Below are 16,596 nucleotides of genomic sequence, written 5' to 3'. Positions count from 1 at the left end.
AAAATAAAAAAGGCGCCCTTGGGGGCGCCTCCTTTAAAATGGTTGTTAATAAGCGAGGCCTACAGGCCGAAATCCATGGCTTTGACCTTGCCGCGACGGACGCCCCAGAGGAAGTCTCGGGTTCTGTCGGTAAGGATTCTGCCGTTGACGCGGACTATCAATTCTAGACGTGCGATGTAGACTCCGGTGGCAGCGAGGCCGCCATTTGCGGAGCGCATGTTCCATGCCAGGTAGAAACGGCCCTTGCTACCGCGGCAGGTCTTGTTTTCGGTATCGGAGAATACCTTGTCGCTACAGCGGATGACGCCGGTGTCGTCGTTGACGTACTGACCAAGGCTGCTGTAGTAGATAGCCTTGTAGTACATTTCCGTGTGGTTTGCTACGGAGTCAACGATTGCTTCGATCTGGGCTTCGCTTCCGTTGGCGTAGTTGTGTACGTTCTGTGCAGTGAGCAGACCGTTCTTGTAGGCGTTGACGATGGTGGCGTCGAGGCCGAAGCGTTTCTTTGCCTGCTCGATGCTCATTTCACCGCTTTGCACCATGGTGATGATCTGCTCAATGGTGTAAGTCTGGGAAACGCCTGCGTCGGAGGCTGCCTTCTTATCAATGTAGCTCGGTGTAGACTGTACGGCCTTCACGATTTCTGCGATCTCGTTTTCCACGAGAGTACCCATGTCGAGGTCGCTGAGGTAGTGACCCTGTACACCGTACTTATTTGCAACTTGGTCAACAGTGAGCGGTTTGTCGCTTTCGATGAACTTCGGTACTGTTGCGTTGGGGCTGCTTACGATAACGCGTGCGCTGTCGAAGGAGGGCGATGCAGGATCCAGTTCGACGATAGACGGGCTGGAAACGGTAATCTTCTGTTCACCAGTGATGCGTACGAAAGGATTGTCAGTGTGAGGCTGGATGCCGAGGAGGTCGATTGCTTCACCCATTGGCGGCGGGACGAAACGAACGGAGTCGCCTACAGCGGGAACGATGTCGGTGTCGGCACCCTTGGGGAATACCAGCTTCCACTGGTTTGCCGGAGTGGTACCGATATCGCTTGCCTGCTTTACGTTGGAGTCCAGGATGTCTGCATTCCAGCAGTGGAAGCGGAAGAGCTCGGTATTTGCATTTTCGCCGGAGATGCCTTCGCTGAAGGACAAGTTGAGGACAGTGTTGCCATCGGTCATGTAGACGACTTCTGCAGCCACGATGACTGGGCCGACTCTATCCGTAAGGGCGCCTTCCACGGGGAAGATCATCTTCTTCTTGCTATCAGGATCCGTGTAAGTGTACCAGATATCCAGCTTGCCGGTGTAGGGCTTGGTTGCGCCGCCGGTATAGATGGCGGTACCGAAGTTTGTGCCCTCTTCCGTGTAGACCACGGCTACGCTGTCGCCTTCGTTGTACTTAGCCACATAGGGAGTCTTGTAGGCGGCGCCGAAGATGAACTTCAGGGAATCCAGAACGCTATTGCCTCCGAGGGGCTTGTCGAAGTGGATCCAGATACTGTCGGCGCGTCCGTCACCAGAGCGGTCGTAGATGTAGGCGACTTCAACCTGGGGAACCGGCGGTACGGCGATGTTGATCTTGGTCCAGTCCACAGACTTGTTGGTGGAGCCTTCGCTACTGATAGTCAGAACACCATTGACCACTTCGTCTGTTGCCTTGATGAAGAACTTTGCGTGGCCGTCCATGAGGGCGACTTCGTCAATGGGGTTGCCCATGGAGTCGCAGGGAACAAGAGCCGGAGTAGAAGCGGAAATCTTTACTGCGATGCCGCTATACATGGTTGCCCAATCTTCGGCGTACATGATGTTCACCGGGTAGGAGCGACCGGCCCACATCTTTTCGGTTTTGTCCAGATTAATGGGAAGGGTATCGCTGCTGACGTTACGGCTGATTTCGTCGCCGAAGGGCTGCCAGAACTGTGTATAGTTGATGGTGTCCTTGGTATCGAAGTCAATAATCTTGTAGGAGGAATCCTTCACGCTTGCGAACGCCAGGTTCGGCAATGCATACGGATCGATAGTGAAGTAGACATCCTTGTATTCTTCCGGATTTTCCTTCAGGGAGATGCGTACATAATAGGTTCCCGGCGGCAGGCTTTGTGCGCGGGCGATTGCAGCAAGATCGATGGAGAGGACGGTAAAGTCGTTCTGGACCTTGATGCCCTTGTAGTAGAGGGAGTCGAGAGTCTTCAGCTGTACGCCGCTTTTGGGCAGGCTCTTGCCGAAAAGGATAAAGTTGGAAGGACCACGTTCGGTCTTCTGAGTTTCCGGGCTGCTGGAGAAGTCGCAAGCCAGCTTACGTTCGTTGACCTTCTGCCAGACTTCCTTCTTGATGAGTTCCGGGTCGTCGGAAAGATTCTGGAGGAGAATGCTTGCGTCGGAGCGCAGGTCGATGGACGTGCGCATACGGAAGTTGGATTCAACCTTGTGACGTTCTGCGTAGAAAATATGGAACGGATAGGTCTTGCCCGGTACCAGAGTGTCGCCAGTGTTATGGCCGATGGTATCCAGATTTACCTTGCCGTTTACACGATGGTGCTGACCTCCGATGTCTACGACGAGCTTGTTGTTGATGAACACCCAAACGTCGTCGTCACCGAAGAATTCGAATTTCTGGCCAGGAACATATTCGAACTGTGCCTGGACCTTCATGGTGAAACCATAGTTGTGATTTTCCAACTTGATTTCGTTGCCGTTCTTGTCGTAGGCGGTTCCGCTGAGCTGGTCGTAGTACGGATTCGGAACGGTATTGGCTTCGTCAAGATACTTGAAATCGTCCAACAGGAACATGCCGTGTTCAGGGCTTTCCAAGTCTTTTTGGCCGAGCCAGAATCCTGCGGTATCCAGAACAAGTTCAAGGTCACGGCAAGTGACGTTGGTGTATTCGTTGCCAGCAGCGTCCTTTGCTACAACTTCAGGGAGGAACCAGTTGTCAAGATGGTCGGTAATTTCACATTCCTTCGGGAAGTGTGCTGCACGTACGGGGACTCCGTTGGGGCCGAGCTTTTCTTCAACCATTCCCTTGCGGGCGTCGTAGGCGCTGTTGCCACCCTTACATCCGCCGGTACCGAAGTCCTGGCTTGTCGTACCTGCTTGTGCCTTAGCGTTTTCTTCATCGGAGCCTGCACCATGGAGCCAGTCAAACATCATCACGGGAAGCTTCTTCTTGGCGCATTCGCCCTTTTCGCCTTCCGGGTATTCGCTGAGGAGTTCCGGGAAACCAAACTTTGCCAAAACCCAGATGGTGTCGGATCCAATGGAGAGGATGGAGTCTAACGGGATTTCGTCCTGGATTTCAATGGGCTTGCGGGAAATACCGTCGTTACCGATGTACATATCGCCGATGGTCTGCTTAAAGGAGACATAAGCATCCTTGGGGACGATCGTAACAGTCTTTCCGAACCAGCCGCAGTAATTGGTGTCTGCGGCGATCATCTTGTATTCTTCGCCATCCATGGACATGATTGCGGAAGTGTTTGTCCAGGAGGGGTAAAGCATAATTGTCTTGGTTACAGAATCAGGAACCACGAATTCTTCGGGAATGCCGGGCAAAATTTCAACGCCGTCGGCAGTGACCTTGATCCAAATATCGTAAACGGGCTGGTCTTCTCCCTGGTAAACGTAATCCGGGAAAAGTTCCTTCAAGGAGGGAAGGTCGGAATCGTCCTTGTACAGGTAGGTGCCGCAGGTGCTCTTGTTTTCGGTACAATCCAGACCGAAACGCAGGCGACGTGCGTCAATAGCAGACGGTTTCAAACGTTCTTCATTGAATTCAATAAGATAAGAACCGTCTCTTTTCTGTTCAAGAGGCTTAAACTTAAAGTTCTCTTCGTTATCAGCGTAGTAAAGACCCTTCCCATCGTATACAACGTGGGCCTTTGCCACGGTTTGCGCGTTCGCAGAAATGACAAACAGAGCTAGGCCACAAGCCAAGCCCCGGATTAGGTTTCCAAACCTCATCCAATCTCTCCTATAGGTTTCCCTAAACCAAAACAAAACCAAAATATCTCGGGGCTAAAAATAAGTTTTTATTTACAAATGTAAAAGGGGGCTTAAGTTAAAGGAATGTAAACTTTTATATAAAAAACGTCGGTTTTTGCCTTTTTCGCATCTTGTTGCTCATCAATGAGTTACGAAATTGAACTGTGGACAATAATTTGTGGAGGCTGAAAGGTTGAAAAATTAGGTGTTTTTTTGAAATTTCGGGGTGCCACAAAGGGGGGTAAAATCTTAATTTTAAGGGGTAAAAACAAGAAAAACGAACTAAAATTGGAGTTTTTTATGAATCGCGTATATCTCGTTGCCGCTGCCGATATGGCTGCCAAGGTCAAGGAAGCATGCGACGCTGTTGCCGCTGCAGGTCTCAAGGCCGCTACCTACAAGCCGTCCGTTAATGGCGAAGCTGCCGTTGCAATGCTGAAGTCCGGCGAAAGTGCCGTTCTCATGGAAAAGATCGCTGCTGACTTTATCGCCCAGAATTTTGACGCCGTGGACGTTGTTGTGGTTGAAGGTGCCCAGGGCATGAGCGCTGCTGCCGCTTACAAGTACAACGATAAGCTGGCTACCGCTCTCGACGCAAAGATTTTCTGCGGTGACGATGACGCAGATTTGTACTGCCCCAACCGCATTATGCATTGCCCCAAGTGCATTGCCCGCAACCTTGCTGAACCCGCTGCTGAACGCAAGACCTCTCAGGCTATGTTCCGCGCAGGTCTTCTCCAGAAGGCTTCCAAGTCCGTGAAGCGCATCGTTCTTCCGGAAGGTTCCGAACCCCGTACCGTCCAGGCAGCAGCTCTCGCTGTTGAACGCGGCATCGCAGTGCCGGTTCTCATCGGTAAGAAGTCTGAAATCGAAGCTGTCGCCAAGGAAAAGGGCGTTAAGCTTCCGGCTAACATTGAAATTATCGAACCCAGCGCAGAACTTGCTGAAAAGTATGTTCCCACTCTCGTTGAACTCCGTAAGGCCAAGGGCATGACTGAAGAAGCTGCCCGCGCCGCTCTCGCTGACAACGTGATGCTGGGTACCATGATGCTTAAGATGGGTGAAGTGGACGGCCTCGTTTCTGGCGCCATCCATTCTACCGCTGATACTCTCCGCCCGGCCCTCCAGATCATCAAGACTGCCCCGGGTGTCAAGTCCGTGAGCTCCGTGTTCTTCATGTGCCTGCCGGGCCAGACTTATGTGTACGGCGACTGCGCCATCAATCTGAACCCCACCGCAGAAGAACTTGCCGGTATCGCTCTCCAGTGCGACGACACTGCGAAGGCCTTCGGCCTCCCCAGCCGCGTGGCAATGCTCTCCTACAGCACCATCAATTCCGGCAAGGGTCCGGACGCGGACCTCGTTAAGGAAGCTACCGCAATCGCTAAGGCTGCTCGCCCCGACATGGCTCTCGATGGCCCGCTGCAGTATGATGCTGCAACCACTCCCAGCGTTGGCTCCCTCAAGGCTCCGGGCTCCGCAGTGGCTGGCAAGGCTACTGTATTCGTGTTCCCGGATCTTTCTGCCGGTAACATCGGTTACAAGGCTGTGCAGCGATCCGCTCAGGGCACCATCGCAATCGGCCCCATGCTCCAGGGCTTGGCAAAGCCGGTGAACGATTTGAGCCGTGGCGCCTTGGTGGAAGACATCGTCTACACCATCGCTCTCACTGCAGTTCAGGCACAGGCATAAATAAAAAAGCCCAAGGCTTTTTATAATTATGAATTATGAAAATTAGTTAGGCGGCTCCGCCGTGACTATAAGTCTCGTACTTCGTAATTAAAAAGCTCCGCGATCGCGGGGCTTTTTAATTTAGTTTTTTTTCAGATTTCGTCGAGGCCGGGCGAATCAAGATTATTTCTTGTCCAGTTTTTCGTTGATCTTCTTCTGCAGTTCCTTCAGGTGCCAGCGGGCGCGCTTGTCTTCCATGAAGAAGCTGGTGCGGATTCCTCGGGAGAGGCCACGCTCGATCAGGTTGAGGGCGTCTGCGTAGCGCTTCTGGTCAAAGCGAAGTTCCGCCAGGAAGAAGTAGTTGTACAGGTCCTTGGGGTCCTGCTGCATGGCCATGGTCAAGTACTTGTCGGAAAGTTTCTTGTCGGGCCAGGGAAGAACTAGGGGAACGTAAGGCAGGACAAAGTGGGCGCGGCCCAGGACCTGCCAGTCTTCCGCTGCGGTGGCAACGTCACGCACTGTGGTGGCCACGCCTTCCTTCACGGATTTAAGAGCCCCACGTTCATTGCCCCAGATGGAAAGGACGGAAACGTAGATGTGGGCCAGTTCCTTGTTCTTGGAATATTTTCTATAGGCGTTTTCGCTTTCAACTTTTAGAAAATCCAGCTTGCTCTTGCGCTGCTTCTTGTCGAAGGGGACGAATCTGAAACTGAAGTAGAGGCTTCTGATGTAACCAGTGGTTGCCTCTTCAAGAACGGTAGTGTCGCTCATGGCCTTCTTGTAGCTTTCGACCATGAGCTTTGCATTCTTGCTGCTGGCCTTGTCTCCGTTAGCCCTTTCCGCTCTGGCTGCGTAGCAGGAATCCGCAACACGAAGGTCTTCGTTTGCGTTGGCCCATGCGGCTAGCAACAGTAGGATGACAAGGAGCTTCTTCATTCTTGAGGTTTGTTTTTGCCCCAATCTCGATTTTTTAAGGATTACTTGTGACCCTTGCCCTTACCGGAGAAGTAGTCCTGCTGACGGGTCATGCCCAGCACAGCGTGCCACAGGGTTCCGTTGGGGTTGATCTTCTTACGTTCGCTGACAGCGTATTCGATAGGCACGTGAGAGAACACGTTGTTCATGCTGCCCACGACCATGTCGGTCTTGCCGGCCATGCCTGCATGTACTGCAGCTTCAGCAAGCTGGAAGCAGAAGATGGCGTCGGTACCCTTTGCCGGGGTGCTGCGGACCATGTAGCTGGGGTCGAAGTACTTGATGTTGATTTCCTTGCCCACGTTCTTGAAGTGTTCCTTGATCTTGCGGGTAAGGAATTCACCAATGTCATTCTTCAGGATGTTGCCGCTGGCGTCCTTGCGTTCGGGCTGGTCCTTGAAGAGTTCCTGGCCGGCGCCTTCAGCCACAGCGATCACTGCGTGAGTCTTACCGTTGTCGTAACGGCTTTCGAGAGCCTTGCAGAGACCTTCCAGAGTGAAGGGAACTTCGGGCACGAGGCAGATGTTCACCACGGTGGTGGCGAGTGCTGCGTATGCTGCGATGAAGCCGGAGTCGCGACCCATGAGTTTTACCAGGCCAAGACCGTTGAATGCACCGTTTGCTTCGTTATGGGCGCAGGTGATAACGTCGGTAGCACTGAGAACTGCAGTTTCGAAACCGAAGGTTCTGTCAATTAGGTTCAAGTCGTTATCAATAGTCTTGGGAATACCGATAACGGAAATGGGTTGCTTACGCTTTTTAACTTCTTCAGCAATGTCGTGGGCGCCGCGGAGAGTGCCATCACCGCCGATACAGAAAAGCACGTTGATGTTGAGGCGCATCAAGGTGTCCACCATGACGGCTGCGTCCTGGTTACCGCGGGAGCTACCGAGAATGGTGCCGCCGTCTTCCTGGATGGCGTCAACCACATCCGGGTTCAGAACCTTGGGAGAATAACCGTACTGCGGGTTGAGACCGCGGTAACCGTAAGGGATACCAAAGATGTTGCGAACGCCGTAGTCGAACCAGAGAGTCTGTACGAGACCCTTGATCACGCTGTTGAGGCCGGGGCAGAGGCCGCCGCAGGTCACGATGCCTGCACGGGTCCAGGCCGGGTCGTGGAAAATGGTTTCGCGGGGGCCGGCAGCTTCCAGGCTGGGCACCGGAATGTTCTTTTCGTAGAATTCCTTCAAACGCTTGACGTCTGTAGTCAAGCTGACCTGTTCGCTATCGGAAACGAACTGGATTCCCTTCATGGGGGACTTCAGGGTTCCCTGACCTACGGTTTCGATGGAAAGGTCGTATTCGCCTGGATTTTGCAGAATATCTTCTTGTGTCATACCATCATCCTTTTGTGATTCTTGGTTTTGCTCCCTACAGCAGTCCAAAAATACATAAACACCAATTAAATTGACAACGACGGGAAGTGGATTTTAGTCCTCAACCCAGGATTTGCGTTTTCAATTTCAATCTTCATATTACACAATGTGCAAAGTTTCTTCACCATGGAAAGACCGATACCCGTTCCGCTTGTCTGTCGGGTCATTTCGTTTTCCACGCGGTAGAATTCCTGGAACACCTTCTTCATTTCAGAAGGCGGAATACCCGGGCCATAGTCGCGCACGGCCAGGTACATGTCGGTTCCCTTGATGGCCAGCTCGATGTTGATCATCTTGTAGTCGGCATTCTTGGAGAACTTCAGGGAGTTATCCACCAGGTTCATAAGAATCTGCATAATGGCGTCTCGGTCGATGAGCAGGCTGACGTTGCTTGCGTCGGTGTCGGAGGAGACGGTCAATTCAAAGCCCTGCTTTTCCACATTCCTGCTGTAGGTGGCGATAAAGTCGTCAAGCACTGCCTTCGGACGTTCCTTGCGGAGCTGCACGTTCCAACGGTTGCCATCCAGCTTGGAAAGGTTCAATACGTTCTGGATCAAGCGGGAAAGTCTGTCGGCTTCGCTTGCAATCTGGTTGTAGTACTTCTGTTTTTTCTCTTCGTTGAGACCGCCGAAACTTTGTAGCAGTTCCGCATACATCTTGATGGCGGTGAGAGGAGTTTTCAGTTCGTGGGTGATTGCGGAGACGAAGTCCTGACGCTTGGTCGCGAGGGCCACCTTGCTCTGGATGAAGCGGTAGATGGTAATCATGCAAATTGCAATCACAAGAAGCACGACGATTCCGGCAAGAAGGAGGGTGATACCGGAAGTGTTGACCGCGCTGTCGGTGTACATCTTGAAAGTAAAACGTTCGTAGGGAGCGAGCATGGGCTTGGTAGCCTGCAACTCGTAGCGGCTGTTCTTGAAGCCGAGATTGATAACGGGGCTTCCGCCTTCCCAAAGTTCGATGGCGTAGGGGAGTCGTGCGTAGATGTCGTGCAGTTCCTGGGTCATGTAGTTCAGGTACACGACCTTGTCTACGACGAAGCCCTGGATCACGGCCAGCTTACCGATGAAAATCTGACGGAAGAATACCAGGTAGACGTCCGTAGCCTTCACCTGCATGTTTTCCACAGTCACAGGAATCTTTGTACCGCCAGCCAGCATCTGCTGCTGCAGTGTCTGTTCCATGGCGCGTACGCTGACCTGGGTAGTGTCGATTTCGTAGCCGTTGTCTGCGTAAGGATAGACTTCGTTATCGATGCGGGCGTTTTCTGCCCAGTAGGTAAATGCTTCTTCTTCGGAGGTCTGTTCAATTCGAGAAGGAATCTTGATTTCCACATGCTTTGTGGAATCCTTGACGTAATTCTCTGTGAAGTCGTCAATGGTCGCCGTGGTGTCGGAAAGAAGCGGGATCTTTGTGGTGGCGGACTTGTTCTTTATGTTCAACTGGTCCAGCAAGTTCTGGATCAAGTCGTGGGTGGCCTTACGTTCGCGGGGCTGGTCCTGGGAGATGATTTCCCAGAAGCTTCTACCCACGTCGGTGTCGGAGTCCGGATAGAACGGGGTCAGCAGCTTTCCGTTATGGGAAATCTGGAAGTGTCCCACCAGACCTTTCTGGCAGTAGTTGAGCTGCGGGTTGTATGCGCAGAACGGACCACTGGTGTCGGGGAATGCGACGAATTCGGAAACGAGATGGCTGTTACCGCCGATAACGGAAATAGAACGGAGAATACCGTAGTCCTTGTAGGGTCGGTTATTTTCTCGGTTGATGTCGTTGCCGAAAATTTCGTTGAGGTTCGCGTAGGCATTGCTGATGGTCTCTTCAAGTTTCTTCTCTTCGAGAGTTTGGGACTGCTCGTAGCTTCGAACCATGAAGATCATCATCGGGATTGCGATGGCAAGGAAAATGCAAACAAACACCAGACGTTCTTTAATGATAGTCTGGTGCTTAATTACGTAAGATTTGATTTCTTTGAATTTTATCTTGCGCATTCAGGTGCAGAACGCATCTGGTAGCCTTCGCCACGGAAGGTCACCAAAAGCTTCGGATGAGCGGGATCGTCTTCAATCTTCTTACGGAGCTTGGTAATGTGGATGTCCACAGTACGGGTGTCCACGGATTCAGCGTTTTCGTAACCCCAGACCTTGCGGAGGAGTTCGGCACGAGGAACGGCGTGGTCGCGGTTGTTCCACAGGTATTCGAGAATTTCGATTTCCTTACGGGTGAATGCCAGTTCTTCGTCACCGCGGAAGCCGGTGTATTCACGGAAGTTCACCTTCAGGTTGCCAGCAACCAGCTTGCCTTCGTTTTCAAGGGACTGGCGGCTGCGGCGGAGCACTGCTTCGATACGTGCAAGAAGCATGGGAACGGAGAACGGCTTCGGGATGTAGTCGTCTGCGCCGTACTTCAGGCCGTTGATGATATCTTCATCGGCATTCTTTGCAGAAAGGATGATGATGGGAAGACTCTTGTCCTGTTCGCGAATCTTGTCGCAAACGGTAAAGCCGTCCATGCCCGGGAGCATGAGGTCCAGAAGGACAAGACCATACTGTCCGGTCAAGGCTTCTGCGAGACCGTCTTCGCCGTTGACGACGTGCTTGACGCGGTAGCCGTTCAATTCGCAAAGATCGACCAGGCCTTCGGCAATGGCGATTTCGTCTTCGATAATGAGGATGTTAGTGCTGCAAGTATTTTGTGTCATTTTGGGGATCCTGTTTTTATTCGCACCTAATTAAAATTTTTTGTTAGAAAGAAAGTCCTATACCTGCTTCTGCAGCGAAATGACCCGGAGTGATTTCATCGGGATGCTTGTCGTTGCTGAAGTATTCACCGAAGTAGTACTTGCCGTTGATGTACATGGCAAGGGGAATATACGGGAATCTGAAGCGGGCACCCAGGATGGCGTGTCCGCCGATAGTGTAGTTCAAAGTTTGCTTCTTAGCCTGTTCCTTGACTTTGTTCATCACCATCTGGGCTTTTTTCTTGGCGTCTTCTTCAGCCTTGTCAGTTGCTCCTGTGATGACTTCGTTGGCAAGCATATTCTGGAATTCTTCATCGTTCACAAGATCACTGATGAATTCGTCATCCATGACGAAGGTGTTCATGAACACGGTTACACCGGCACCAACGTAGGGACGGACCAAGGTGACCAGGGAAGTAAGGAAGGGGAAGGTCACGGAAAGGTCGCCGTTCATGGCCACGAACTTGGGAGTTGCGGTGCCGAAGGGAGTGCCGGACATATCGATCTGCAGGTTGTCTTCACGGGTGATTGTTTCGAGAGGATTCAGGAGATCTAAAGTGGGCTTTGTGACTTCTGTGCGGATCTTGGCGTTGTAGGAACCGTACTGGAGGTTGACGGTTGCTTCAATGTCCACAATGGAAATACTGTCCAACCAGATCTTGAAACCGAGGCCGTGGATCATGGGTTCGTCCATGCCTTCATGGAAGTATTCAATCTTTGTTTCATAAGCGCCAGGAATATTGTATTCCTTAAGCTTTTCCGGGGTCACGTCGGAGAATCCTTTGGATGCGTCCAACTTGGTGTTGAAGCTCGGTGCGTAGTGCACACCGAAGCCAATGAAGGCAAATGCTTGGCCTACGAGCATAGCTGCTGCAAGCGCAAAAATCTTGAATTTCATTATATACTACCCTGAGAAAATTCTAATCTGAAAATAAATAAAAATTTCGTAAAGTAGTTTTAGCAATACCTATAATGGGGGCTTTTTGACGCTTTGTTCGTATTATGGACAAAAAAATGCCTTCGGCAAGTGCCGAAGGCTTTACTGTTATAAACAGTGTGAGAGAAAAATCGTAATTACTTGATTATTTTTTCTTCTTCTTGCCGGTTGCGTCGAGAGTGACTTCAACGGTTTCTTCACCCTTGACGGTCACGAGAGCTTCAGCAGACTTGCGGTTGGAGCATTCTGCACGAACCATGTGGTCGCCAGCGTCGAGGTTGTGAACGGTGAGCGGAGCGCCATCGGTCTTGTCAGCCTGGTCGCCATCGATGAAGATGATGCACTTGCCAGGATTGGTGGTCACCTTGACGTGGCCCTTAGGAATCTTGGTACCGAAGTCGAAAGTGTTACGCTTGTCGTTGCCCGGCCAAACGTTGACGCGCTGGTTAACCAGTTCGTAGCCCTGGTCGATCACCACGAGGGTCTGACGGCCGGACTTGACGTTCATGTTTTCAATGGGGCTCTTACCGAGCATTTCACCACCGAGGTACACGTCGCTGTTAGGCGGGTTGGTGATGATGGTAACGGTTGCCGGCTTGTTGCGAGGAGGCGGATCATCGTCAGCTACGGCTGCGGTGAACATAAATGCAACCATAAGGGCAATAATGGAAAGTTTCTTCATGGATTTAACTCCTATTATAGTTTGCGTAATAAAATACAAAGATTTTTTGAGAATTTAATACTTTTTTAATGAAAAAGTTATTGAACATTATATAAAAGGGTTGGTTTTCCGTTAAACATCGCTTTTTTGTTAACTTTATTGATGAAAAAATCGGGCATTTAACAGTTTTTACGGTATTTCATGAAGGCTCTTTATCAAAAAATCCGCACACTTGCAGGGAAAAACTACGGTTTGTACAAGTCCTTGGCTGATAAACCATGGGATTTTGGCGATTTTTCCCTGGAATTCCTTCATGTGCAGGGCGATCCGTTTGCTCCGGCTTCCAGGGTCATGATTAAGGCGAACCTCCAGATGCTGGGGTACCCTTCCGAATGGGGTGGAACCTTTGAACGTAGACTGGCTTTGAGTGACTTTTTGCTCCGCCGAATGAGCGCTGTGGTCAAGGAAAAGTATCCGGACAAGGATGCCGCTGTTGTTTTTGACGTGGCTGGACCTGAAATGCTGGTGCGAAATTCCCTCTGGATCGATAACGGGGAGTTGCGTGCGGTTCTTCAGGTACGGTTGCCGGGCGAAGGTCGAAAGATCCAGGCCGAGGCTGCCGCCGAAATTTTGACCATGGTCCTTCCGGACCTGGTTTCTGCTAGCTTATATAATGAAGGCTCCCGCTGTGAAGGCGGTGTTTTGCCGGAATTGACTGCCCATTATAATGTACTGGCTGACCGTGCAGAGGTTTTGAAGGAGTTGGATGCTCGTGGCCTTGCTGCCTTTGTGCCTGATGGTGCCGTGCTTCCCCGTGCTTCGGGTATAAGCGAGGATTCGCTCCCGGGTGCAATTCCTTTTGAGGCTCCCGCCGAAATGGCCGTGACTTTGAAGGTGAACGGGCGCGAAGTCCGCGGTATGGGAATCCCCAAGGGCGTTACCGTTATTACGGGTGGTGCCTTCCACGGAAAGTCCACTTTGCTCCAAGCTTTGACTCGCTCCGTCTACCCCCATGTCCCTGGGGATGGCCGCGAGGGAATCGTCATCGATGAATCGGCCCTTCGCGTAGGTGTTGAAGACGGTCGCAGTGTCCGCGGTACGGACCTGTCCCAGTTTGTGCGAGATCTTCCGGGCGGTGTAAGCACCCGCGAGTTTACCACCGCAAGCGCCTCCGGTTCCACAAGCGAGGCCGCCAACCTACTTGAGGCCATGGAGGCGGGTTCCAAAACCTACCTCATTGACGAAGATTCCTCCGCAGTGAATTTCTTGATTCGCGATGTCCGAGTACGCAAACTGTTGGGTGATGACCGCGAACCGCTTATCCCGCTGACCGACCGCATTCGCGATATTGCAGCTCAGGGTCGTAGCTTTATTCTTGTGGCTGGCGCCTGTGGCGACTACTTGGAACTTGCGGACAACATTATCGTCATGGCAAACTACAAGGCTGAATGTGCAAAGTTCAAGGGAACTGTTGAAACGACTCCGGCAAACTTGCCGCCCTTCGTCGCTCCCGCTTGTCGCAATTTTGCAGAATACATCAAGCCCATCCAGAACAGCATTCGCCCCACCTCCGCCGTGGAACGCCAAGTCAAGGTGAAACTTTCTGGCGACACTTTGTTGCAAATGGGCTTCCTGGTGGCAGACACCAGCCGTCTGGTCACCCTCGCCGACAAGCAACAGCGCCTGGGTGCGGGCTTCATGCTGTTGAACCTCTGCCAGAATGTTATCAGTAACAGTTCCGGCGACGATTCTTCCGCAGCCTCCATCGTAGATTGCATCGGAAAGCTCTGCGAAAAAATCAGGAACGTGGGCTTCCGCAATCTGCCTCAAGGCATGAGCCGCGAGATGAGTCTTGCCCGCCCCGTGGACATCGCCTGTGTGCTGTTCCGCCTCCGCGACCAAGGACGAAAATAAAGTAGGCGTCTGCGCTGCGAAAGTTACCCCCGCGTGGGCACCAAAATATTTGTATTTTTAGATCGCGTCAAAAAAATTTTTGTTTGCGCTTTTCGGTACAAACTTTTATTGTATATTAAGAACGCATATGCCTCTGTGGCGTAGGCGTTTTTTTGTTGGGGGTCAGAATGTTCCAAGGTTTAAAATGTGTGCTTTTGCTGGTGGCGCTTTTGTTGTCACCGGCTTTGGCGGCTGCACAGAATGAAGACCTGGCTTCCAAAAAGTTCAAGCTATTGACTTCCAGTTTTGATTCAGGTTCTGCAGTCACTTTGGTGGGATACGCAGATGGTTGGTCTGCATCCCTTGATTCTAATCAGGTCTTTCTTTCTTTTGACGAAGAATTCTTGATGGTCTGTTATGCAATCCAGAATGCAAATGCGGAAGATAAGCAGAAGCTATGGGAAAGGGCTTTCGCTCTCCTTGAAAATCAGGATTCTATAAGAACGTACCGTGCCGGAAAGTCGCTGGTTGGTGACGGGGATTATAGGGAAGAAAGAAATTTTGCAATCAATGTCAACTATGGTGCCTTAAAGGAATATGCTGGTTATCAAGACGTAGCCCGCGATACCAAGGAATTCTTTGGAATTTTCCTGGAACGTTTGGTGTTTAGCTATGGCGGCGGAACAACGGAAGAAATTCAGAAGTCTGAAGAGAACTGGATAAGTTTCGAAAACAGGAACCCCAAAAGCAAGTGGGTAGGCAAGTTGCCTGCGGTATTGCCTGGTGTTGCGGACAAGGCTGAAAAACAGCATTTGAGGAACGCCCGAAAAGTTCATCATTTACAGATAAACTATGGTTACGCACAGTCGTTCTATGGCGGAAGTATTGGAGACTTTGTTGATGGTGCTTCTGGAAGAACTCTGATGGTGGAATTGCGTATCTGGAAATTTTTCTTGCAGACTCAGTTCTACAATCTTAAAAACGAAGAAGTTGGTGTCGAGGATTTTGCAGGAGGAATCGCTTCGGGCTTTTCCCTTCTTCAGCACAAATACTACATGGCTGATGTTCTTTTTGGAATCGCTAAGACCTCCTACGATTTTACCGGCACGAAAGAAGAGGATGATTGCTTTACGCCTTTTGTTGGAGTGCAGGGCGATTTCCTGATTCCGATTTCGGGTGTGTTTGACATCGATCTTCGCGCCCAGTATCTGATTGATTATTCCACGATGACTTCTGGCGGAAAGAAGCGCTCCGGAATCGGGCAGAAGTTGTCCCTGTCTGCAGGCTTTCATCTCGGCGTTCCCATGAGGATGGAATAATGGTTAGGACTCGTATATTCTCTTTGTTGTTCCTGTGCCTTATTGCACTTGGTCTTGCCGGCTGCACGACCATGTTGGGGCTTGTTATTGATATTACGAATTACACGAACAGTAATCGATACGTTGATTTTGAGAAAGAGTATTCCTGGGTTGATCAGGAGTGGAATAAGAAGCCGACGACGGTTCGTTTTGTTTATTCGGAACCGGTATTTGACAACTATCGTTTCTTCAATGAAGAGTGGACTGAGTATCGCGATAATTTCGGTGCGTGGTTCAATAAGCGTTTGAAGAAGTCTGCAAAAAATATTTCTAAGGAAGTGTTCGTAAAGCAAGTTGGCGACGACGCGTTTTCCTTTGTGCCTAAGGCTGTTCCGTTGGACAGCGGGAGAGTGCAGCGTAATGCCAGAGATACTCTGCGCATTCCCTCGTTGAAGACAAATGAAGGAATTGCTGGTGGTGTAAATATCATCATTGCTCCGATTTTAGTTTATACGGAAAATCACAAGTTCGATGAATTGGACGTTCGACTTGTTGCCACCTATGCGATTGTGAATCCGTCATCCCAAAAGATTCTTGCCTACGGTAAGGTCAGGACTTATGGGTTATCTCGAATAAATGATTTTGACATAGTCTCGTTGATGGTCGATGAAATTGTGTCGGGGACTCCTCTTGCGCTGGGCTCCGAATGGCAAAGGTTCGATCGTGCAGATGAAGCTGTAAAAACGGATCGATAAAAACGCCGTCATCATTATTTTAGGGAAAAAAGAGTGGTTCTGGTCGGAAAAACGACATGGAACTGTTAGGGGTAAAAAACTTTTCTGTTGACAGAATGTTGATAAATTGGCGGGAATGTGGAATAAATCCCGTTATTTGCGAAAAAAGTGAAAAAAGTTGAAATTTTTTGAGAAAAACCCTTGACATTGTCCACGAAAATTCTATAATTGGCCTCACCCTCGAACGGGACGCCCGAAAGGACCGAACGAACGGGACGGCAATCCTGAGAGACTGCCGGGAAGATTGAAGGAATCGGAGATGTGCTTA

At 50.8% G+C, this 16,596-nt stretch carries 12 protein-coding genes; 4 read left to right on the top strand and 8 right to left on the bottom strand.

The features are described from left to right. Positions 1-59: 59 nt before the first annotated feature. Positions 60-3,959 (bottom strand): fibro-slime domain-containing protein, encoded by a 3,900-nt coding sequence (locus MJZ25_13240; GenBank protein MCQ2125139.1) that lies wholly within the window; start codon positions 3,957-3,959, stop codon positions 60-62. 321 nt (positions 3,960-4,280) lie between these two features. Between MJZ25_13240 and pta the strand changes: the two genes are divergently transcribed. Then, positions 4,281-5,672: a phosphate acetyltransferase gene (gene pta / locus MJZ25_13235; GenBank protein MCQ2125138.1), complete on the top strand. Its 1,392-nt coding sequence runs from the start codon at positions 4,281-4,283 to the stop codon at positions 5,670-5,672. Positions 5,673-5,834: 162 nt separating this feature from the next. Here the strand turns inward: pta and MJZ25_13230 are convergent, their stop codons facing one another. The 6 genes from MJZ25_13230 to MJZ25_13205 form a co-directional block, all read right to left on the bottom strand. Then, positions 5,835-6,587 carry a hypothetical protein gene (locus tag MJZ25_13230; protein ID MCQ2125137.1) on the bottom strand — a complete coding sequence of 251 codons (753 nt, stop codon included), beginning with the start codon at positions 6,585-6,587 and terminating at the stop codon, positions 5,835-5,837. 41 nt (positions 6,588-6,628) lie between these two features. Next, positions 6,629-7,966, bottom strand: a complete 1,338-nt coding sequence (locus MJZ25_13225) for an ATP-dependent 6-phosphofructokinase (GenBank protein MCQ2125136.1) — start codon at positions 7,964-7,966, stop codon at positions 6,629-6,631. A 65-nt stretch (positions 7,967-8,031) separates the two neighbouring features. Beyond that, positions 8,032-9,996 carry an ATP-binding protein gene (locus MJZ25_13220; protein MCQ2125135.1) on the bottom strand — a complete coding sequence of 655 codons (1,965 nt, stop codon included), beginning with the start codon at positions 9,994-9,996 and terminating at the stop codon, positions 8,032-8,034. Next, positions 9,984-10,706 carry a response regulator transcription factor gene (locus tag MJZ25_13215; protein MCQ2125134.1) on the bottom strand — a complete coding sequence of 241 codons (723 nt, stop codon included), beginning with the start codon at positions 10,704-10,706 and terminating at the stop codon, positions 9,984-9,986. Before MJZ25_13215 ends, MJZ25_13220 begins: the two co-directional genes overlap by 13 nt. Before the next feature lie 43 nt (positions 10,707-10,749). After that, complete coding sequence (locus MJZ25_13210) at positions 10,750-11,643, bottom strand: hypothetical protein (GenBank protein ID MCQ2125133.1); 894 nt, start codon at positions 11,641-11,643, stop codon at positions 10,750-10,752. 184 nt (positions 11,644-11,827) lie between these two features. After that, complete coding sequence (locus tag MJZ25_13205; protein ID MCQ2125132.1) at positions 11,828-12,364, bottom strand: PEGA domain-containing protein; 537 nt, start codon at positions 12,362-12,364, stop codon at positions 11,828-11,830. Positions 12,365-12,544: 180 nt separating this feature from the next. Here MJZ25_13205 and MJZ25_13200 point away from each other — a divergent pair, with 180 nt between their 5' ends. The 3 genes from MJZ25_13200 to MJZ25_13190 all read left to right on the top strand — a co-directional run bounded on the left by MJZ25_13200 (position 12,545) and on the right by MJZ25_13190 (position 16,289). Beyond that, complete coding sequence (locus tag MJZ25_13200) at positions 12,545-14,257, top strand: ABC-ATPase domain-containing protein (GenBank protein ID MCQ2125131.1); 1,713 nt, start codon at positions 12,545-12,547, stop codon at positions 14,255-14,257. Between the two features lie 167 nt (positions 14,258-14,424). Continuing rightward, positions 14,425-15,555, top strand: a complete 1,131-nt coding sequence (locus MJZ25_13195) for a hypothetical protein (GenBank protein ID MCQ2125130.1) — start codon at positions 14,425-14,427, stop codon at positions 15,553-15,555. After that, complete coding sequence (locus MJZ25_13190; protein MCQ2125129.1) at positions 15,555-16,289, top strand: hypothetical protein; 735 nt, start codon at positions 15,555-15,557, stop codon at positions 16,287-16,289. The genes MJZ25_13195 and MJZ25_13190 overlap by 1 nt, the downstream gene beginning before the upstream one ends. Positions 16,290-16,354: 65 nt before the next feature. Here MJZ25_13190 and MJZ25_13185 read toward each other — a convergent pair. Next, on the bottom strand, positions 16,355-16,596 hold a 242-nt coding region (locus MJZ25_13185; protein ID MCQ2125128.1), incomplete at its 5' end, for a hypothetical protein.

The sequence above is a fragment of the Fibrobacter sp. genome, assembly GCA_024399065.1.
Taxonomy (GTDB): domain Bacteria; phylum Fibrobacterota; class Fibrobacteria; order Fibrobacterales; family Fibrobacteraceae; genus Fibrobacter.
The sequence above is the reverse complement of the archived record's forward strand: the minus strand, read 5'-3'. Positions and strand labels throughout refer to the sequence as shown.